Raw genomic sequence first — 20,824 nt, forward strand, 5'->3', positions numbered from 1 at the left:
CGTAGCTAGGATGGGAAGTTGCGCATGTTACATGTGCGTAAACGGATACGTCGCCGGAATATTCGGCGTGGAATGGCCGCCGGGAGACGGCCACGCATCAAGCAAAGGAGGAACGATGGGTCAGGATCAATCATCGGTATTCGATCTCGCGGCTGTGGCCGCGGCGTCCAACGGAGGGAACAACGACCCGCTGCTGCCTCCCGCACGCTTCATCGGCGAGCCGCAGAAGCCGAGCAAGATGCCGTACACCAAGTACGTCGCCTACGACAAGCAGGTACCGTTCGACTTCCCGGAGCGCACCTGGCCGGAGAAGAAGCTGCGCCGCGCGCCGCGCTGGTGCTCGGTCGATCTGCGCGACGGCAACCAGGCGCTCGTCAACCCGATGGATTCCGAGCGCAAGCTGCGTTTCTGGAACCTGCTCATGTCCATGGGCTTCAAGGAGGTGGAGGTCGGTTTCCCGTCCGCCTCCGAAACGGACTTCGACTTCATCCGCATGCTCATCGAACGTGAGCTGATTCCGGACGACGTCACCATCGTCGTGCTCACCCAGTGCCGCGAGCACCTGATCCGCCGCACCTACGAGGCGCTCAAGGGCGCCAAGCGCGCGATCGTGCACTTCTACAACTCCACGTCCGTGCTGCAGCGCGAGGTCGTCTTCCGCAAGGACAAGGAGGACATCAAGAAGCTCGCCACCGACGCGGCCGAACTGTGCAAGAGCCTCGAATCGGAGGCCAAGGGCATCGACCTGTACTACGAGTACAGCCCCGAATCGTTCACCGGCACCGAGCCGGAGTACGCCGTCGAGGTGTGCGACGCGGTGACCGACGTCATCAAGCCGACGCCCGACCATCCGATGATCATCAACCTGCCGGCCACGGTCGAGATGACCACGCCGAACGTGTTCGCCGACGAGGTGGAGTACGTCTCCACGCATCTGAAGAACCGCGATTCCATCGTGCTGTCGCTCCACCCGCACAACGACGAGGGCATGGGCGTGGCCGCCACCGAGCTGGCCGTGCTCGCCGGCGCGGACCGCGTCGAGGGCTGCCTGCTCGGCAACGGCGAGCGCACCGGCAACGTCGACCTCGTCACGCTCGGCCTCAACCTGCTCACGCAGGGCGTCGACCCGCAGATCGACCTGTCGAACGTGCCGGAGATCCGCAAGACCGTCGAGTACTGCAACCAGATCAAGATCTCCGAGCGTCACCCGTACGCGGGCAACTTCGTGTTCACCGCGTTCTCCGGTTCGCATCAGGACGCCATCAAGAAGGGTCTCGAGGCCCGTCAGGTGGCGGCGGACCGTGCCGGCGCCGATCTTGACAAGTTCGTCTGGCTCGTGCCGTACCTGCCGATCGATCCGAAGGACATCGGCCGCACGTACGAGGCGATCATCCGCGTGAACTCTCAGTCCGGCAAGGGCGGCATGGCGTACCTGCTCAAGACGAACCACAACCTCGACCTGCCGAAGCGCCTGCAGGTGGAGTTCGACAAGATCGTCCAGAAGTACGCGGATGAGACGAAGAAGGAAGTCAAGGACGAGGACATCTGGCGTCTGTTCAAGGACGAGTATCTGCCGGTCGAGCAGTCGGGCATGACGGCCGCCGGCGTGGTCGTCGGCGACACGCACGACGCGACGCTCGCCCCGTGGGGCCGCCTGAAGCTGCTCAAGGTGGCGGTCTCGTCCGGCGAGGATGGTTCCGACACCGTGCTCAAGGCGCGCGTGCTCGACCGCGGAGTGAACGTCGGCGCGGACGAGCCTCGCGAGCGTGAGATCTCCGGCATCGGCAACGGCCCGATCGCCGCGTTCCTCAACGCGCTGTCGGGCATCGGCATCGACGCGTCCGTGATGGACTATGTCGAGCACACGATGTCCGTCGGCACGGACGCGATGGCCGCCTCCTATGTCGAGGCGCAGGTCGGCGAGGATGCGGACGCGCAGATCATCTGGGGTGTCGGCATCGATTCGTCGATCATCACGAGCTCGCTGAAGGCGATCATCTCCGCGATCAACCGCGCGAACGCCGGTCGCCACTGAGTCTGAGCCGCGGGCGGCGTCGGGTGCGCCACCCGTCCGCGTGACTGTCTGACGGCACGTTGCGCGCAGACGGATGGCGCCGGTCTGCGGCACTACACCGAACAGGGGGTGCGGCATCACCATTCACGGTGATGCCGCACCCCCTGTCGTGTTGTGCGCGGGTGTTGTGCGCTGCGCGCGTGACGCGGCGGACAACACCCGCGCGGAACTTCAGCGGACTACTGCCCGTTGCCGCTTTCTCCTCCGGAGCCGGTTCCGCCGCTTCCGCTGTTGCCGTTGCCGCCGCCGCTTTCTGCGCCGCCGCTTTCGCCGCCGGATTCACCGTTGCTGCCGGAGCCGGTTCCGCTGTTGCCGCCTGTTCCGCTGTTGCCGCCGCCGCCAGTTTCGCCTCCGGAACCGCTGTCGCCGCCGGTCTCGGTACCGGTTTCGCTGCCGGAACCGCCGCCGGTCGTGGTGTCGCCGCCCGTGGAGCCGCCGGCGCACGTGCCGGAGGCTGCGCACTGGTCGGTGCCGGTCGTGCCGTTCTGCGTGGTCGAGGACCACCGCTTCGACGTGCCGCCGCCGGTGCCCCACGTGCCGTCGGAGCCGCCGATCTTGCCGTTGTCCTTCGCGGTGGGGAACGTTTCGTTCGTGGTGCCTTCGAGCGCCTGCGTCATGTATTCGGTGAACAGGTGCACCGGATAGTCGGAGCCGCCCGTCCACTGGCCGAACGTGGGGATTTCCTGCGGATTGCCGTTCGCGTCCGGATACCACATCGCGAACGTGGACACCACGGACGGCGTGTATCCGATGAAGCTCGCCGCATACGAGTTGTTCGACGTTCCGGACTTGCCGGCGATGGTGTGGCCTGTCGACCTCGCTTCGGTGGCGGTGCCGTATTGGACCACGTCGGTCAGCGCCTTGGTCACGAGGTTCGCATCGTTCGCGGTGAAGACCTGTTCGGTGCTGGTCGGCGCCTGGTAGAGGTCCTTGCCGTTGCCGTCCTTCACGCTGGCGACGATGTGCAAGGTCGGTCTGCCGCCCTGATTGGCGAGCGTCGCGTAGGCGTTGGTCATGTCACGTACGCTCAACGCGTTGTTGCCGAGCACGGTGAACGGTTCGGACCCGTCCAGCGAGGAGTTCTCCACGCCCGCGGTGCGCGCCGTTTCGGCGATCTTCTTCGCGCCGAGCTTGGTCTGCAGATCCATGTAGACGGTGTTCGAGGAGTACGCGGTGGCGCGGTACAGGTTGATGTAGCCGTAGTTCTGGTTGGCGAAGTTGCTCACCGTGTTGCTGATGCCGGGGAACGTGCGGTACGAGTTGCCGTTGAACGTGGTGTTGAGGCTCACGCCCGCCTCCACGGTGGCGAGCAGTGCGAACGGCTTCATCGTGGAACCGACCTCGTACTGCGCCTGCGTGGCGTTGTTGAGCTGTTTCGTCAGATAATCGTCGCCCGCGTACAGGGAGATGATCGAGCCGTCCTTCGGGTTCGCGCTCATCGCGCCGAACTGCATGCCGTCGGGCACGACGCCCTGCATGCCGTTCTTCGACGGGCTCACCACCTGCTGCATGAGGTCTTGTTTGGACTTGTCGATCGTGGTGACGATCTTGTAGCCGCCCGTGTCGAGCTCGTCCTTGGTGAACGCCTTGCGGCTTTCCAGTTCGCTGCGCACCATCTGCAGCAGGTAGCCGTTCGTCCCCTGGTAGACGTCGTTCGTGCTGTTCTGCACGGTTTGCGGCATGGCGGCCTCGCTCGCCTGTTGCGCCGTGATGTAGCCGTCCTCGCGCATGATGCCGATGACGCGTTTGAATCGCTGCGTCGCCATCTTCGGGTTCTCCGCCGGATCCCACGTGGAGGGCGCGGGGATGATGCCGGCCAGCGCCGCCGCCTCGGAGACGGTCAGGTCCTTCGCGTCCTTGCCGTAGTAGGCTTGGGCGGCCGCCTGGATGCCGTACGCGCCGCGGCCCAGATAGATGGTGTTGAGATAGTTGCACAGCACCTGGCTTTTATCCTGCGTCTGTGCGATCTTCAACGCGAGGATCGCTTCGCGCACCTTGCCGCTGTACGACGTGGTTTCGCCGAGATAATAGCGTTCCGCATACTGCTGGGTGATGGTGGAGCCGCCCTGGCGCGTGCCTTTGGTCACGTTGTTGACGAGCGCGCGTCCGATGCCGCGCAGGTCGATGCCCTTGTCCGTGTAGAACGTGCGGTTCTCCGAGGCGACGACCGCGTTGCCCACGTAGTCGGGCAGTATGGCGCAGTCGATGATGTCGCGGTTCTGTTCGGAGAACGTGCCCATTTCGGTGGTGCCGTCGTTGAAGTAGACGATGGTGTTCTCCGCCAGGGCGATCTTCTCCGGGGAGGGGACCTCGGTGGTGATGTACAGGTAGGCGAACAGGCCGATGCCTGCGGCGAGCCCCGCCGCGATCAGGCCGAGGATCCATTTGAGGACGAGATGCCTGCTGCGGCCTTTGATTTTCGGGCCTTTGCCGCCCCTGACGCGATGATTGCCGCCCCGATAATGGCGGGCGGCGGGTTTGCGCTCCGCCGTGCTTCTGACGTGCCCGCGGGCGCGCCCTCTGCCGTTACGAGAATGTGAAACCATGGTCACCACCGTAGCCACACGCCCTGAAAAAGGCGTGGGGAGTCGTCGTGGTGCTCGTTGCGGTGCCGGTCGGCGTACGTTTTCGACGACATGTTCCGGGGTGCCGTCGCAAACGTATGCATATTCCGGCGGTGACGTATCTCGGGGGTGGCGCGCGTCAGGTGCCCTCCTCGGGGCGACACCCGGCCGTCCGGGGATGGTGTATAGTGGTCTGAGCCTCCGCACGGCGTTATGTCGCCCAACTCCCCCAGGGCAGGAATGCAGCAAGGGTAAGCGGCCTCTGACGGGTGTGCGGAGGTTTTTCTATGCCGTTTTCGGGCCATCGGGGCGGGGCTGTGGGCTAGTGTGGGTGGCATGAGTGACGAACAGCGACCCACGACCCCGGAAAGCCCGCAGATCCGCGACCCCCACGCGCCGGTGAACCTGCTGCGCGACTTCGAACCGCTGGACTTCCCCAGCACGTCCGGTACATCCGCCGGCCGGCCGGGCGCCGCCGCCTCTGCGACCAGCCCCCGCTCCCTGTCCGAGGTCGCCGACCTCGACTTCTCCGACACGCAGGACGGCCTCGACATCTCCGGCGCATCCGGCCAGGGCCCATCGTCGAAACGGAACATCCCCGGCGCCGCGCGCATCGACCTACGCGCCGCCCCCACCGGACCCACCACCTCCGACGGCCCCCGCTCCGACGACGAGCGCCTCGTCGCCCGCCCGCGCACCTCGTCGCGCGTGCTGTGCGTCGTCCTCGCGCTGCTGCTGTTCGCCGCCGCGGCCGGCGCATACTGGTTCGGCGTGCGCACGGAAACCGGCCAGGCGTTCGACGACATGGTCGAAACGAACCTCGCCGCCAACCTTCCCGGCTCCCTCGGCACGCTCCTCGCCGCCGTCACGCACCTGGCCGTCGTCGCCGGTTCCGTCGCGTTCGCCGTCGTCGCCGCCATCGTCGTCATCGTGCGCCGACGCTGGTGGCTGCTCGGCCAGCTCGTCGCGTTCGGTCTGCTGTGCTTCGCCGCGTCGTTCCTCAAGGACGTGCTGCCGCGCCCGTTCATCATCCACACGCAGATCGACGCCGCCAACTCCGCGCCCAGCGGCCACACGCTGCTCGCCGTGGCCGCGTCGCTCGCGCTCGCGCTCGTCGTCTCGCGCGGGTGGCGGTGGGTCGCCGCGCTCGCCGGCGGCCTGTGGAGCGCGTTCGTCGCGTTGTCCGTCGTGGCCGGAAAGTGGCATCGTCCGTCCGATGTGGTGATGGCGCTCGCGCTCGCCGGCGGCGCGGCGCTGCTCACGCTCGCGTTCACGCGCGCCTCCGGCATGGACGCGACCGGCACGCGCCGCTCCTCCGCGGGCGTGCAGGTCGTCGGTTCCATTGCGATCACCGCGGGCGCGTTCGCGTGCCTGTACGCCGCGTACGTGATCTGGCAGGTCGTGCCCGGATTGCTGATGAGCGCGCAGTGGGCGCGTTCCGGCTCGACCCTGGCCGCGACGATCCTCATCGTCGGCACGGTGGCGCTCGTATTCGGTCTCGTGCTCGCGATGCGTCAGGTCACCGCCGCGCCGTTGACGAAACTCGGTCTGGTCGGCGCGCCTCCGGCCCCGCCGAAGCGCCGCTAGACCGGCGTGCGAACGGCGGGAACACACGGATGGCCACCGCTGGTGAGTATGATGACAGCACGACGGCACCATATGGCAGTCGGCGCCGTGAGGATTGACGACATTCGTCGGGCGGCGTGTCCGGCGTGATACGACGAGAGAGGTCCGAAGGAGAGGTCATGGCAGCACGCACCGCGAACGGCACCAAGCTGGTGATCGTGGAGTCTCCCACCAAGGCCCGCAAAATCAGCGGATATCTGGGCGACGGCTACACCGTGATGGCATCGGTGGGTCACATCCGCGATCTCGCCCAGCCCAGTCAGGTGCCTGCGGCCGACAAGGCGAAGTACGGCAAGTTCGGCGTCGACGTGGACGACGGATTCAAGCCCTACTACATCGTCGACGGCGATAAGAAACGCACCGTGTCCGAACTGAAATCCGCGTTGAAGAAGGCCGACGAGCTCTACCTCGCCACCGATGAGGATCGCGAGGGCGAGGCCATCGCGTGGCATCTGGTCGAAACGCTCAAACCCAAGGTGCCGGTCAAGCGCATGGTGTTCCACGAAATCACGAAGAACGCCATCGAGAAGTCGCTCACCCAGACGCGCTCCGTCGACGCCGACATGGTCGACGCGCAGGAGACGCGGCGCATCCTCGACCGTCTCTACGGCTACGAGCTGTCGCCGGTATTGTGGCGCAAGGTGGGGCCGGGACTGTCCGCCGGACGCGTGCAGTCCGTCGCCACGCGTCTCATCGTCGAGCGCGAGCGCGAGCGCATGGCGTTCGTCCGCGCGCCCTACTGGGATTTGACGGCCACGCTCGCCGCGCCGGACGCCGCCGGTGAGATGACCGCGTTCGATGCGCGCATGGTCGCGTTGGGCGGCAGGCGTCTCGCCACGTCGAAGGATTTCAGTGCGGACGGCAAGCTCACGCCGGAAGGATTCGCGAGCAGCGTGCGCCAGCTCGACGAGGCTTCGGCGAACGCGCTCGCGCAGCGGCTCAGGGACGCCGCGTTCACCGTCGTGTCGATGGAGTCGAAACCGTACCGTCGCCGCCCGCTGCCGCCGTTCACGACGTCCACGCTGCAGCAGACCGCCGGCAACCGTCTCGGCATGAGCTCGCGCGCCACGATGCGCGCCGCGCAGGGCCTGTACGAGAACGGCTACATCACGTATATGCGTACCGATTCGGTCACGCTCTCGCAGGAGGCGATCGCCGCCGCGCGCAATGCCGTCGAATCCCATTTCGGCAAGGCGTTCCTGTCCGACGCGCCGAAGCAGTATGCGACGAAGACCGCGGGCGCGCAGGAGGCGCACGAGTGCATCCGCCCCGCCGGCGCGCGATTCCGCGATCCGGACGAGCTGACGGGCAAGGTGCCCGCTGACCAGCTGCGGCTGTACCGGCTCATCTGGCAGCGTACGCTCGCCTCGCAGATGGCCGACGCGACCGGCTCCACCGCCACGGTGAAACTGTCCGCGCCGGCAGGCGTGGGGGAGTCCGGCATGGCGGAGGACGCCCTGTTCCAGGCTTCCGGCACGGTGATTGAATTCCCCGGCTTCATGAGGGCGACCGGTGAGGGCCGGCATGCCGCCGCGTCCGCCGCGAAGGCCGTGGCGGAGGTCGCCGCGGGTGCGGGCGACGGCGCTGCGGCGGGCAAGGTGAAGGCGAAATCGGCCGAGGAGAACGTCTCCCTGCCGCCGATGCGCGAAGGCCAGACGCTCGGCGCCTCCGACGTTCGCGCTGACGGGCATGAGACGCAGCCGCCGGCGCGTTACACCGAAGCCTCGCTCGTCAAGACGCTGGAGGCCAAGGAGATCGGCCGCCCGTCCACCTACGCGTCGATCATCTCCACGATCATCGACCGTGGCTACGTGTACGAGCGTGGGCGCGCGCTCATCCCCTCGTGGCTGGCGTTCGCCGTCACCAAGCTGCTCGAGACGAAGTTCCCGAAGCTAGTCGACTACCAGTTCACTGCGGACATGGAGAACGGACTCGACCAGATCGCGCACGGCAAGGAGACCGGGCGTGACTGGCTCACCCGCTTCTACTTCGGTTCCGGCGCGGGTGCCGCGCAGAACGCGGACGAGGCGCATGAGGGTCTGCAGCAGCAGGTCGCGCAACTCGGCGAGATTGACGCACGCGCCATCAACACCATCGACATCGGCGACGGGCTGCACGTGCGCGTCGGGCGTTTCGGCCCGTATCTGGAGGATATGGCGCATCTCGACGATGACGGCAATCCGAAGCGCGCTTCCCTGCCCGACACGATCGCGCCCGACGAGCTCACCGTCGACGTGGCGCACGACCTCATCGAAAACCATTCCGGCGGGCCGCGCGTGCTCGGCACCGACCCGGCCACCGGCGGCACCGTCGAAGTGCGCAACGGGCGTTTCGGACCGTACGTCGCGCTGATCACGCCCGAAGCGGCCGCCGCCGAGGCCGCCGCGAGGCAGGCCGCGAAGGAGGCGGAGGAGGCCGGCAAGCCGGCGCCGCGCCGTTCGCGCAAGTCGGATGCGCCGCGGCCGAAGATGGCGAGCCTGTTCAAGACGATGAGCCCCGAATCGTTGACGTTGGACGACGCGCTGAAGCTGCTGAGCCTACCGCGCGAAGTCGGCTCCTATGAGGAGACGAACGCCGAGACCGGCGAGACGGCGCTGGTGACCGTGGCCGCGAACAACGGCCGTTACGGCCCGTATCTCACCAAGACGAAGGCGGACGGGACGAGCGAGACCAGGTCGCTGAACTCGGAGGAGGAGATCTTCACCGTCACCATCGACCAGGCGAAGGACCTGTTCGCGCAGCCGAAGTATCGTGGCCGCGGGCGCGGCGCGGCGAAACCGCCGGTGCGCACGCTCGGCAACGATCCGGAAAGCGGCAAGCCGGTCGTCATCAAGGAAGGCCGCTTCGGCATGTACCTGACGGACGGCGAGACGAACCGCACGCTGCCACGCCAGTACGATCCGGCGACGATTGCCCCGGAGGACGCCTACCGCATCCTCGCGGAGAAGCGCGCGATGGGCCCGGCGACGAAGCGCGGCGGGCGCGGCGGGCGCGCCGGCGCGGGCAAGGCCGGTGCCTCCGGGCGTGCCGGCAAGTCCGCGAAGGCCGCGCCGAAGACGAGCGCGGTCGAAGCGAAACGCGCCGAACGCCGCGCCGAGGTGAGGAAACTCGCGGCGAAGGGATGGGCGAATACGCGTATCGCGGAGAAGATCGGCTCGACCGCCGCCACCGTGAAGGCGGACGTGGATTGGCTCGCCGCGAACGAGGGCTTCGTGCGCCCGCCGGTCGTCGCCGCCAAACCGAAGCGTTCCTGAACCGCGGTTCGTGGCCCGCAATCGCATGTCTTCGCGGGAAGGTCACTGGCAAACGAAGGACGCCCGTCCGGCCGCCGTCAGACGGGCGTTTGCCGTACACGCGTTCGTGCGGATAAGGTGGACGGCATGACTGGATTGTTCATCTCGTTCGAAGGCGTCGACGGCGTCGGCAAGACCACGCAGGTCGAACGGCTGCGCGCGTATCTGGAATCGTGCGGGCATACCGTTGTGACGACCCGCGAGCCGGGCGGGACCGCGTTGGGGAGGGCCATCCGCCGGGTGTTGCTGTACGGCATGGACGCTGGGAACGGCGTGGTCGATGAACACGACGGTGACGCTGCGGACATCGCGCCGCGCGCGGAGGCGCTGCTGTTCGCCGCCGACCGTGCGCAGCATGTCGCCGAGGTCATCCGACCGGCGCTCGGGCGCGGCGAGGCGGTGATCACCGACCGGTATCTCGACTCGTCGTTGGCGTATCAGGCCGGCGGACGCGAACTGACCGCCGCCGAAATCCGGGAATTGAGCATGTGGGGCACGGGCGGCCTGCTGCCGGATCGCACGTATCTGCTCGACATGGACCCGGCATTGTCGCATGCGCGCCTGACCCATGCCGAGGACCGCATGGAATCGGCCGGCAACGCGTTCCAGCGGCGCACGCGCGAGGCGTTCCTCGCGCTCGCCGCCGCCGAGCCGGAACGGTTCCGCGTGATCGACGCCGCACAGTCGATCGATGCGGTGTGGGCATCGATCCGCGCGGATATCGACGCGCTGTTGCGTGGTGATGTGCACGGTGGAACGCGGGACGAGACGCGGAGCGGGGAGTCGGCATGAGCGTATGGGATGCCATCATCGGGCAGGAGCCCGTCGTCGAACGGCTCAAGGCCATCGCATCCGGCGACGTCACGCACATCGCGCAGTCATGGCTGATCTGCGGGCCTCCCGGATCGGGCCGGTCGGTGCTTGCGAAGGCGTTCGCCGCCGCGCTCGAAAGCCCGGACCACGGTCTCGGCGACGAACCGACGAAGACCACGCGGCAGGTGCTCGCCGGCACGCACCCGGACGTGAGCGTGCTCGCCACGGACAAGGTGACCATCGGCATCGACGAGGTGCGCGAGCTCATCGGTGTCTCCGAGCAGATGCCGAGCACCGCGCCGTGGCGCATCATCATCATCGAGGACGTGGACCGCATGCTCGAACGCACCACGAACGTGTTGCTGAAGGAGATCGAGGAGCCGGCGGAGCATTGCATCTGGCTGCTGTGCGCGCCGAGCGCGCAGGACGTGCTGCCCACGATCCGTTCGCGCACGCGCATCGTGAACCTCGCCGTGCCGCCGACCGCCGCCGTCGCCGCATGGTTGGAACGGGAGGTCGGCGCGGAGCCGAAAATCGCGAAACGTGCGGCACGGCTTGCGGAAGGGCATATCGGCATCGCGAAACTGTACGCGCAGAACGAACGCGTGATGACCGACCGCGACGAGCTCGTCGTCGGGGTGCTGGAACTCGCGAAGGCCTCCGACGCGGTGCTGCTCGCAGGTCGGCTCATCGCGAACGCGAAGGCGCAGGCCGAGGCGCAGGTCGAGGTGGACGCGGCGAAGGCGGAGAGGAATTTCCGCCGTGTCAACGGGCTCGGCGCGGACGACCGCATCCCGCCGAAACTGCGCGGCGCGTTCAACGCGATCGGCAAGAAGGACGAGCTGAAGCGCCGCGCCACGCGACTGAGCCGCGACGTGCTCGACCGCGCGCTCAACTCGATCGCCTCGGTCTACCGTGACATCGCCGTGCTGCAGAACGACGCGGAGGATTCGGTCGGGCTCATCAATCTGGAGAACCGCGCCGCGATCACCGAACTGGCCGCGCGCATGCCGCGAGCCGCTGCCGTGGCGCGTCTGGACGAGGTCGCCGTGGCGCGCCGCCGGCTCATGGGCAACGGCAATCCCACGCTCGTATTCGAGGCGCTGTTCTGCGCGCTGCTGCCGTGACGATGCGCATGTCTTCATGTCTGGTTCCGCGACGGCTTCCGCGACGCAGGGCGGTTACGGTGCGGGTTCGCCCGGCTCGGCGGTCCCGCTACCCCAGCCGCCGTATCCGCGCCGCTAGCGACCGGCGGACGGTCTAACGCTTCGTGCTGGAGGCGCGCACGATGAGTTCGGGCGGCAGCGAGACGTGGCTCGGGTGCCCCGGCCCCGCCTCGATGAGCCGCAGCGTCTCCTCCACGATGCGGTGGTACGGCGGGCGCACCGACGTCATCGTCGGCAGCGACGCGGCGGCGATGGGGGAGTCGTTGTAGCCGACCACTTTGATGTCTTCCGGCACGTTCATGCCGAGCGCGTGCAGTGCCATCATCACGCCGAACGCGATCGTGTCGTCGGCGCAGACGATCGCATCCGGGTGGCCGCGCTCGCCGAACAGGCGGATCGTGCAGTCGAATCCACGCTGCACGGTGGAATCGCCGAAGCGGTTCCAGTCGCTGTCCGTGGCGAGTCCCGCCGCACGCACCTGCGTGTGGAACATCGCGAACAGTTCCGCCGACTCGAACGAGACCTCCTTGCCGGCCAGATACGCGACGGAGCGCACGCCCTGCCCGGCCAGATGCCGGATGATCGCCTCCATCGCGGTGTTCTCGTCGATGGAGACCATGTTCGTGCGGAACGAACGCTGCCTGCCGCCCACCTGCACGATGGGGATTTCGTCGGCGTATTTGTCGAATACCGTGGACAGGTCGGCACCTGCGGAGGTGACCGCGATGAGGCCGTCGACCTTGCGTGAGCACAATGCGTCGATGCGGTCGGTCTGCATGGCCTCGTCGGCGCCGATGCCGAGCAGCAGCTGGCGGCTGCCGCCGTCGATCGTGGGTTCCAGCTCGTCGAGCAGACCGGCGGAGAAGCTGTCCGTCGCGGAGGGGATGACCAGTCCGATGGTGTTCGTCACGTCGCTGCGCAGGGCGCTGGCCGCGTAGTTCACCGAATAGTCGAGGTCGGCGGCGGCGCGGCGCACGCGTCGCGCGATGTCGTCGTCCTTGGTGCGTCGGCCGGAGAGCACGCGAGAGACCGTAGCCGTCGAGACCTGCGCCAATGTGGCGACCTCGAGGATGGAACTGGGGGATTTCGACGCCCGCTTGGCCATGGTGCTGTGCTCTTTCGTTGCTGTACGTGTTTGCGGTGTGTTCCCGTTCGGTTGCTACGCGCCTTGTACGTTGCCGTACGTGCGGCCGTACGTGTCGCTGTATATGGTGCCGCGCGAAGCCGCGCATCGGGTGGAAACAAAAACGCCGTCCGGCACAGCATATTACCGTGCGGGCGGCGAATTCGTCTTGCAATAGGGGAAAAGGAGGGGATCAGGCCTTGGTCAGCGTGGCGACGAGAGAGTCCGCCACGTTGTCTGCGTCGTCGCCTTCGACGGTCAGGGTGACGGTGTCGCCCTGCTTGACGCCCAGACCCATGACGGACAGAATCGAGCCGGCCGGAACGGCGTCGCCGTCGCCCTTGGCGATGGTCACGGTGCAGCCGGAGGCGGTGACGGCCTGCGCGAACTCGGCGGCCGGACGGGCGTGGATGCCGACGGGGTCGTTGATGACGGTGGAACGGGTGGCGGTTGCCATGGAGCACTCCTTTGGTCGTACGGTTTTCCTTCGCGCGCGTCACGCATTGACGTGTGCTGGTAAGCACTATAGCACATTTTCGCGCGACACGCAGAAAACGATTACCGGTGTTGCGGCAATGGTTTTCTGTGTATACTGACGACTGTCGGTAAATGGATTACCCACCTGTGGAACAGTGTGGATGGTTGCTGCGGAACGAACCGCAGGCATGCCGGCGGTGAAACGCTACAGACATGAAGGAGTGCTCAAGATGGTTATCACCGGAAGCGGAATCGGACGTGGAGTCGCGGTCGGCAAGGTCATTCGCATGGCGCCGCCGCTGGAGGAGCCGGCGGATGTGCGTCGTGACGCGTCGATCAGCGCCGTCGTGGAGAACGAGCGCGTCGCCGCGGCCTTGGCAAGCGTCAACGCCGAGCTGAACCGCCGCGCCGAAGAGGCTCGCAACGGCGACGAGGGCGCGAAGAAGGCCGCCCCGATCCTCGAGGCCATCGCCATGTTCGCCTCCGACCCTTCGCTGGCCACGTCCATCCAGAACCTCGTCAACGGCGGCAAGACCGGTGAACGCGCCGTGCTGGAGGGATTCGCCCAGGTCGAGGAGATGTTCAGGATGATCGGCGGCTATCAGGCCGAGCGCGCCGCCGACCTGCATGACGTGGGCCAGCGTGTCATCGCGGAGCTGCGCGGCGTGCCCGCTCCGGGCGTGCCGGACTCCGAGGAGCCGTTCGTGCTCGTCGCCGAGGACCTGTCTCCCGCGGACACTTCCGGGCTGGACCTGACCAAGGTCCTCGCCGTCGTCACTTCGCAGGGTGGCCCCACCTCGCACACCGCCATCCTGGCGCGCCAGCGCGGCATCACCGCGGTCGTCTCCGCCGCCGGCGCCGACGACCTCAAGACCGGCGATACCGTGATCGTCAACGCCGCCAAGGGCGAGGTCGTTTCCGACCCGACCGAGGAGCAGGTCGAGCATGCCGAGCATGCCAAGGCCAAGGCCGCGCGCGCCAAGGAGCTGCGTGGTCAGGCCGGCGGCACCAAGGACGGCCATCACGTGCCGCTGCTCGCCAACCTCGGCAAGCCCGCGGATGGCGAGAAGGCTCTCGAGTATGGCGCGGAGGGCGTGGGCCTGTTTCGCTCCGAGTTCCTGTTCATCGGCAACGCCGAGCCGCCGAGTGTGGAGGAGCAGACCAAGGCGTACGCCGAGCTGCTCGCCCAGTTCCCCGGCAAGAAGGTCGTGATCCGCATGCTGGACGCCGGTGCCGACAAGCCGCTGCCGTTCCTCACTCCGGAGGACGAGCCGAACCCGGCCCTCGGCCTGCGTGGCCTTCGTACGCTGCGCGTGCACAAGGAGGTCCTCGAAGGCCAGCTCAAAGCCCTCGCCGCCGCGGACGCCCAGACCGACGCCGACCTGTGGGTCATGGCCCCGATGGTCGCCGACGAGCATGAGGCCGCCTACTTCGTCAAGCTTGGCAAGAGCTTCGGTCTGAAGAAGGTGGGCGTCATGGCCGAGGTGCCGTCCATCGCCCTGATGGCGGACAAGGTCGCCGAGGTCGCGGACTTCGTTTCCATCGGCACCAACGATCTGACCCAGTACACGATGGCCGCGGACCGCATCCTCGGCTCCGTCGCCAACTACCAGACCGCATGGCATCCGGCCGTGCTGCGTGCCATCAAGCTCATCGCGGACGCGGGCAACGCCCACGGCATGCCGGTGGGCGTGTGTGGCGAGGCCGCCGCCGACCCGGATCTCGCGGTGGTGTTGACCGGTCTCGGCGTCAACTCGCTGTCCATGACCCCGGTGGCGTTGGACGACGTGCGCGCCCAGCTCGCCGAAGTCACCTTCGAGGAGGCCAAGGCCAAGGCCGAGGCCGCCCTGAACGGCGACTTCTACAAGCCGGCCTGGGGCGACTGAGCCCACGCCCGATTCCCGTCTGACGGTGCGGTAGCAACCCTGAACGCGGTGCACTATCAGGCGATGAACCACTGATTGTGGTTCGGTTACCCTTCGCCGGACCACCACTGTCAGCCCGGCCCGTGCCTATAGGAATGAGCACTCCCTATTGGCACGGGCCGGGCTTTTTCCGTCTTCGATCCGATGAATCTCGGATGAATCGCGGATGGGTCGTTTTCATGCATCCCGTTTTTCCACGCATCACGTGGTACGCGATACACTGGAGGTCATGAAGATTTCCGCTGATTTCACCGTGATTCCGGACGACTTCGCCAAGGCGGCGGCGCCCGAATACTACGCGGGCGGCGTGCCCGTCATCTCCTTCCCGTTCTACGTGGACGACGTGGATTCCGAAGCCCGCTACCTGCACTGGACGTTCACCGATCCCGATTCCATTCCGGTCTGCGGATTCGAATGGATCCACTGGACGGTCGCGAACCTGCCCATCGACGCGCTGATGTTCGATTTCAACGATTCGCATGCCCTCTCCGTCCCGCCGGACTTCTCCCGCCAGATGCCGGCCATGATCCCCGAAGCCGTGCAGGGCCGCAACTCTTCGGCCTCCAAGCTCGTGGGCCGCGACAACGACCCGGCCGTCACCATGCGCTACAACGGCCCGCAGCCGCCGGACCGGGACCACGACTACTACCTGCACGTGTACGCCACCAAGGAGCCGCTGCCCGGCCTCAACCAGGGCTTCTGGATGAACGAGCTGCTGCACAAGCTGCGCGAATCCGGCGAGCACGCCGACCAGGCCGGCATCTTCCTCACCGGCAAAGCCTAACCCCACCCCACATTCACCCACCCCACCCACTCCCCACACCATCACCCACCTCACCCGCACTCACCCCACCCGCACTACTCCCATGGTGCGGTAAAGTCGCCATGGTGCGGTGTCGCAAAACGGCGGAATCCCGCCAATATGTAGATTATGTGTTACCGCACCATGGGAAACTAGCGAAAGGACACACACCCGATCATGGCCTGCACCACGATTCTGGTCGGCAAGGACGCGAGCTACGACGGCTCCACCATCATCGCCCGCAACGAGGATTCCGCCAACGGCGAGTTCAACCCCAAGCAGTTCCTCGTCATCAAGCCGGAAGACCAGCCGCGCCACTACCGTTCCGTCATCTCCCACGTCGAAATCGACCTGCCGGACGATCCGCTGCAGTACACGTCCGTGCCGAACGCGGACCGCAAGGAAGGCATCTGGGGCGAGGCCGGCGTCAACGAGGCCAACGTGGCGATGAGCGCCACCGAAACCCTCACCACCAACGAGCGTGTGCTCGGCGCCGACCCGTTCGTCGAACTCGTCCCCGCCAAAGGCAAGCCCGACGAGGACGGCTACGAGCCGGAAGTGCCCGGTGGCATCGGCGAAGAGGACTTCCTCACCATCGTCCTGCCGTACGTGAAGACCGCGCGCGAAGGCGTCGAACGCCTCGGCGCGCTGCTCGAGGAATACGGCACGTACGAGATGAACGGCACCGCATTCTCCGACGCGGACGAGATCTGGTGGATGGAGACCGTCGGCGGCCACCACTGGATCGCCAAGCGCGTGCCCGACGAGGCATACGTGACCATGCCGAACCAGCTCGGCGTCGACGAATTCGACCTCGACGACGCGCTCGGTGACCAGAACGACCATATGTGCTCCGCCGACCTTGCCGAATTCATCGAACGCAACCACCTCGACCTCGCCGTCGAGAACACCACGCCGTTCAACCCGCGCGACGCGTTCGGCTCCCACTCCGACTCCGACCACGTGTACAACACGCCGCGCGCGTGGTGGATGCAGCGCTTCCTCAACCCGTACGACGAGGTGTGGGACGGCCCGGACGCCGACCACGGCCCGGAGAACAACGACATCCCGTGGGCCCGCCAGCCCGAGCGCAAAGTGACCATCGAGGACATCAAGTACGTGCTCTCCGGCCACTACCAGGGAACCCCGTACGATCCGTACGGCAAGCTCGGTGACGAGCACACGCGCCACATGTACCGTCCGATCGGCATCAACCGCCAGAGCCAGCTCGCCGTCATGCAGATCCGCCCGTATCGCCCGCAGGCCAACCGTGCGATCCAATGGATGGCATACGGCTCCAACCCGTTCAACACGCTGGTGCCGTTCTACCCGAACGTCGATTCCACGCCCGCCTACCTCGCGGACACCACCACGCGCGTCACCACCGAGAACTTCTACTGGGCCAACCGCGTGATCGCCGCCCTGTGCGACGGCGCGTTCGCCGGCACCGCGAACGCCGTCGAACGCTACCAGCAGAAGACGCTCGCCGCCGGCCACCGCCTCGTCGCCGCCACCGACGAGCAGGTGGCGCGTCTGGGCTTGACGGCCGCGGAAGCCGCGGACGAATCCGCCGCCGAGGAGGAGTTCGAGGCCGACAACGTGGACGGCGACGTGCAGCCGATGGAGCCGGAGGAGATCATCGAGGCCGTGCGCGACGCGGAGGTGCGCGAGATCCTCGCCGCCGCCAACCAGACCATGGCCGACCAGCTCAAGGCGGAAACTGAGCGGCTGCTCGACTCCGTGCTGTTCACCCGGTCCATGGCCATGAAGAACGGCTTCCACATGTCCGACTTCTGACGTGTGCGCTTCACGTCGTGCGTCGTGCGCCGGTGCCGGTAGCATCGCGTTTACCTGCGTCGGCTATATCTCTGTCAGTGTTTTCAACGGCCGTCGTCACGGCCGCCATAACGGAAAGGTATGCATCCAATGACCACCATCGCGGACTTCACCAGCCAGTACGGTCTGGTCGAGAAGATCGACGCCTTCGGCTACCTCGACTATCTCAAGAACAACCCGGACGCCCCGCGCAAGCACGGCAAGGTCGTGCTCGTCACCGCGGACACCCCGCTCAAGGCGTCGCGCGGCGAAGGCAAGACCACTACGACCATCGCCCTGATCGACGCGCTCAACAAGCGCGGCATCGACGCGGCCGCCGTGCTGCGCCAGCCGAGCATGGGCATCACCGCCGCCGGTTCCAAGGGCGGCGCGTCCGGCGGCGGCAAGGCCTCCCTGACCCACCCGGAGCTCATCGACTGGGGGCTGTGCGGCGAGATGGGCGCCATCGAGGCGGCCCAGAACCTGCTCGTCTCCTTCGCGGAGAAGGCCGTCGACGAAGGCAAGCTCGACACGATTCTCGTGCCGCGCGTCTCCGAAGTGCCGTCCCGCTCCCTGCGTTCCATCGCCGTGGACTACGGCAAGGGGAACGTCAAGGAGAAGGTCGTGCTCACGCCGACCTGCGAGCTCATGCAGATCGTGGTGCTGTCTCGTTCCATGGACGAGATCGGCCAGCGCGTCGCCAAGATGATCGCCGGCACCAAGGACGGCAAGGCCGTCACCTTCGGCGAGTTCATCGACCTGTGGCGCATCACCGGCATCCTCGCCGACGCGGTCAAGCCCGCGAAGACGGAGACCGTGAACGGCTCCCCGGTGTACGTGCACGGCGGTCCGTTCGCGAACGTGTCCATCGGCATCCCCACGCTCGTCTCCGTGGAGATGGCGTGCGCGCTGCACGACGTCGTCATCGTCGAAGCCGGCTACGGCACCGACGCTGGCGCGCAGAAGTGGCTTGACATCGCCTGCCGCGAATTCGGCGCGCAGTGGCCGTCCGCCGCGATCGTCGTGACCCGCGCCTCCACGTGGCGCGACGACCCGGAGCTCGCGTGGCGCTACCCGTTCCACGTGAACCGCCTTGAAGGGCTCGACATCCCCACCTTCCCGCTCATCAACCTGTGGGACGGCGAGGACGACCAGATCCCGTCCCTCAAAGAGACCGCCGCGAAGCTCGAGTTCCGCGATCCGATCATCGGCAACCTGTACCGTGACGGCGGCGAGGCGCTCGCCCCGCAGCTCGACGGATTCGTCGACGCGCTCACGAACGGCTCCATGCCGGCCCGCCCGCACAGCCACAAGGGCATGTCCGTCATCGAGAACGTGAAGTGGGTGGCCGAGAACGCCTACGGCGTGCCGGCCGAGCGCGTCAAGCTCAAGGATGGGTTCATCGCCTCGCGCGACGAAGCCGTGAAGCTGTGCGAATCCGCCGGATTCTCGCTGTCCGATCTGGCGCTGGTGGCGGTCAAGTCGCCGGCCACGATGACCGACGACGACCGTGCCCCCGAGGATGAGCGCACCGTGACCCTGAAGAAGGTGGAGGTGCACGCCGGCGCCGGGCTGGTCCACGTGAACCTCACCACCTCGCTCACCACCCCGATGCCGAAGATCGTGTGATATTCGGCCGGCTGTCGCCTGGTGCGGAGGATGTCCCCGAGGTATCTCGGGGACATCTTGCTTTCGAGGGGTGCTTTTGCGTCATTGCGGGCATCCAACTGCGTTGCAAGGGGTGCCCAACATGGGAGAAACGGCCCGGAAACGGCTTGACCGCATTGCGGCTGAGCCGTTTCCGGGCCGTTATACCTGCGGTGGGTACCCCGCGTAACACAGATAGGTGTTCGCAACCGCCCCGAAGTACCCCTTATAGCGCAGATGACGTCAGAAGTTGCCGCCGTTCCAGCCCCAATCGGAGGTGGCTGTGTAGCGGATGTACGTGCGGTCCTCGGGGATGCCCAGCTCGCTGTTGAGCGCGGCCATGATCTGCTGGGTGAGCTTCTCCCAGGCGGAGCCGGGGATGGCGCCGCGGCCGAAGACGTTGACCTCCACGTAGGCGGCCGGCTGGTCGTCGGAGCCGCCGAAGTAGATCGGCATGTCATCCTCGAACGGGCACATGAGCCAGCCTTCGGACTTGCCGGGCACTGCGGTGATCGCCTTGCCGTACGCGGCCTTCAGGGCCTCGCGCTGCTCCTTGGTGGTCTTGACGGAAACGTGGGTGTGGATGACGGGCATGGTTCCTCCTTGCCGGGAGCCGATTGATGGCCGATGGCTCCGGTCGGCCCCCGATGGGTTTCATCGGACTTGGTCGCTTCCCAGTCTAATGTCCCGCGCTGCCAGGCGTCGGCCTCCGGGGACGGGACCGACGGCAGCGGCGCGAAAAAGACCGTGGGAAACGTACGGCGAATGGGGAGATTGCTGGCGGGAATCCGCTCCGCAGCCGTAGCCGTCAGCCCGGTGGTGTTGAATGACCCCTTGTGAGAAAACTGATCGCACAGCTAATGAAATTCGGCATCGTCGGCGTGGTCGCCTTCATCATCGACTGGGGCATCCTCAACATCCTGGTCGGCGTGTTCCACATGCATAATGTGATCGCCGCCACCATCTCGTTCATCATCTCGCTGATCTTCAACTACTTGGCGAGCATGAAGTTCGTGTTCAAGCATCGCGACGACATGGCCCGCTGGATGGAGATCGTCATCTTCGTGGCCGGCGCCGTCGTCGGTCTGCTCATGAACGACGCGATCATCTGGATCTCCACCTACGGCATGAACCGTGACGCGTTCGTCACGCAGCACGCCGAATATTTGCTGCGCACGAACGTCGGCAAGCTCGTCGCCACCGCCGTGGTGATGGTGTGGAACTTCCTGATCCGCAAGTGGCTGCTCGACGACACGCACACGCACGCGATGAACCGCCTCCGCTCGGCGGAGAACAAGCTCACGGCCGAAGAGCTCGAAGCTAGGTGGCAGAACAGCTTCTCCCACAAGCTCGGCGTCTGGTCCCTGGAGCACACCCCCAAAGGCTGGCCCAAGTAAGGCCTCAAGGTGCCTTAAACGTCCCAAATGCAAGGCTGGCGTCTCCCGATTTCGGATTGATGAAAATCGGGGGACGCCGGCCTTGTCCATATGGACATGAAG

At 66.5% G+C, this 20,824-nt stretch carries 14 protein-coding genes and 1 other RNA gene; 11 read left to right on the plus strand and 4 right to left on the minus strand.

Features of this window, described 5'->3' with window-relative positions:
* The first annotated feature begins 115 nt into the window (after positions 1 to 115).
* On the plus strand, positions 116 to 2,035 hold the full coding sequence (leuA, locus tag BFAL_RS08190) for a 2-isopropylmalate synthase (RefSeq protein WP_055427914.1): 1,920 nt from the start codon (positions 116 to 118) through the stop codon (positions 2,033 to 2,035).
* Positions 2,036 to 2,253: 218 nt separating this feature from the next.
* On the opposite strand, the gene BFAL_RS08195 is transcribed toward leuA, so the two are convergent.
* Positions 2,254 to 4,620 (minus strand): transglycosylase domain-containing protein, encoded by a 2,367-nt coding sequence (locus tag BFAL_RS08195; RefSeq protein WP_082440475.1) that lies wholly within the window; start codon positions 4,618 to 4,620, stop codon positions 2,254 to 2,256.
* Between the two features lie 210 nt (positions 4,621 to 4,830).
* On the opposite strand from BFAL_RS08195, the gene ffs reads away from it, so the two are divergent.
* From ffs to BFAL_RS08215, 5 genes are all read left to right on the plus strand, one after another.
* Positions 4,831 to 4,927: signal recognition particle sRNA small type (gene ffs, locus BFAL_RS10730), an RNA gene on the plus strand.
* 47 nt (positions 4,928 to 4,974) lie between these two features.
* Positions 4,975 to 6,225, plus strand: a complete 1,251-nt coding sequence (locus tag BFAL_RS08200; RefSeq protein WP_055427915.1) for a phosphatase PAP2 family protein — start codon at positions 4,975 to 4,977, stop codon at positions 6,223 to 6,225.
* Positions 6,226 to 6,383: 158 nt separating this feature from the next.
* The gene (gene topA, locus BFAL_RS08205; RefSeq protein WP_055427916.1) at positions 6,384 to 9,518 is read left to right on the plus strand and encodes a type I DNA topoisomerase; all 3,135 of its coding nucleotides are present in this window, start codon (positions 6,384 to 6,386) and stop codon (positions 9,516 to 9,518) included.
* A 126-nt stretch (positions 9,519 to 9,644) separates the two neighbouring features.
* Positions 9,645 to 10,349 carry a dTMP kinase gene (gene tmk / locus BFAL_RS08210; protein WP_055427917.1) on the plus strand — a complete coding sequence of 235 codons (705 nt, stop codon included), beginning with the start codon at positions 9,645 to 9,647 and terminating at the stop codon, positions 10,347 to 10,349.
* Positions 10,346 to 11,497: a DNA polymerase III subunit delta' gene (locus tag BFAL_RS08215; RefSeq protein ID WP_055427918.1), complete on the plus strand. Its 1,152-nt coding sequence runs from the start codon at positions 10,346 to 10,348 to the stop codon at positions 11,495 to 11,497. The genes tmk and BFAL_RS08215 overlap by 4 nt, the downstream gene beginning before the upstream one ends.
* Before the next feature lie 133 nt (positions 11,498 to 11,630).
* Here BFAL_RS08215 and BFAL_RS08220 read toward each other — a convergent pair whose 3' ends face one another.
* The gene (locus BFAL_RS08220; RefSeq protein ID WP_055427919.1) at positions 11,631 to 12,641 is read right to left on the minus strand and encodes a LacI family DNA-binding transcriptional regulator; all 1,011 of its coding nucleotides are present in this window, start codon (positions 12,639 to 12,641) and stop codon (positions 11,631 to 11,633) included.
* A 211-nt stretch (positions 12,642 to 12,852) separates the two neighbouring features.
* Positions 12,853 to 13,116 (minus strand): HPr family phosphocarrier protein, encoded by a 264-nt coding sequence (locus tag BFAL_RS08225; protein WP_055427920.1) that lies wholly within the window; start codon positions 13,114 to 13,116, stop codon positions 12,853 to 12,855.
* A 250-nt stretch (positions 13,117 to 13,366) separates the two neighbouring features.
* On the opposite strand from BFAL_RS08225, the gene ptsP reads away from it, so the two are divergent.
* The 4 genes from ptsP (at position 13,367) to BFAL_RS08245 (ending at position 19,307) form a co-directional block, all read left to right on the plus strand.
* Positions 13,367 to 15,022 carry a phosphoenolpyruvate--protein phosphotransferase gene (gene ptsP / locus BFAL_RS08230; protein WP_055427926.1) on the plus strand — a complete coding sequence of 552 codons (1,656 nt, stop codon included), beginning with the start codon at positions 13,367 to 13,369 and terminating at the stop codon, positions 15,020 to 15,022.
* A gap of 268 nt (positions 15,023 to 15,290) precedes the next feature.
* A complete protein-coding gene (locus tag BFAL_RS08235; protein ID WP_055427921.1) occupies positions 15,291 to 15,845 on the plus strand; it encodes a YbhB/YbcL family Raf kinase inhibitor-like protein in 555 nt (184 codons plus the stop codon).
* 195 nt (positions 15,846 to 16,040) lie between these two features.
* Positions 16,041 to 17,660: a C69 family dipeptidase gene (locus tag BFAL_RS08240; protein ID WP_055427922.1), complete on the plus strand. Its 1,620-nt coding sequence runs from the start codon at positions 16,041 to 16,043 to the stop codon at positions 17,658 to 17,660.
* Between the two features lie 129 nt (positions 17,661 to 17,789).
* Positions 17,790 to 19,307, plus strand: a complete 1,518-nt coding sequence (locus BFAL_RS08245; protein WP_055427923.1) for a formate--tetrahydrofolate ligase — start codon at positions 17,790 to 17,792, stop codon at positions 19,305 to 19,307.
* A 261-nt stretch (positions 19,308 to 19,568) separates the two neighbouring features.
* On the opposite strand, the gene BFAL_RS08250 is transcribed toward BFAL_RS08245, so the two are convergent.
* Positions 19,569 to 19,919, minus strand: coding sequence for a phenylpyruvate tautomerase MIF-related protein (locus BFAL_RS08250; protein ID WP_055427924.1), 351 nt, complete (start codon positions 19,917 to 19,919; stop codon positions 19,569 to 19,571).
* Positions 19,920 to 20,185: 266 nt separating this feature from the next.
* On the opposite strand from BFAL_RS08250, the gene BFAL_RS08255 reads away from it, so the two are divergent.
* Positions 20,186 to 20,722 (plus strand): GtrA family protein, encoded by a 537-nt coding sequence (locus BFAL_RS08255; protein ID WP_055427925.1) that lies wholly within the window; start codon positions 20,186 to 20,188, stop codon positions 20,720 to 20,722.
* Positions 20,723 to 20,824: the final 102 nt, after the last annotated feature.

It is taken from the genome of Bifidobacterium aesculapii (assembly GCF_001417815.1).
Lineage (GTDB): Bacteria > Actinomycetota > Actinomycetes > Actinomycetales > Bifidobacteriaceae > Bifidobacterium > Bifidobacterium aesculapii.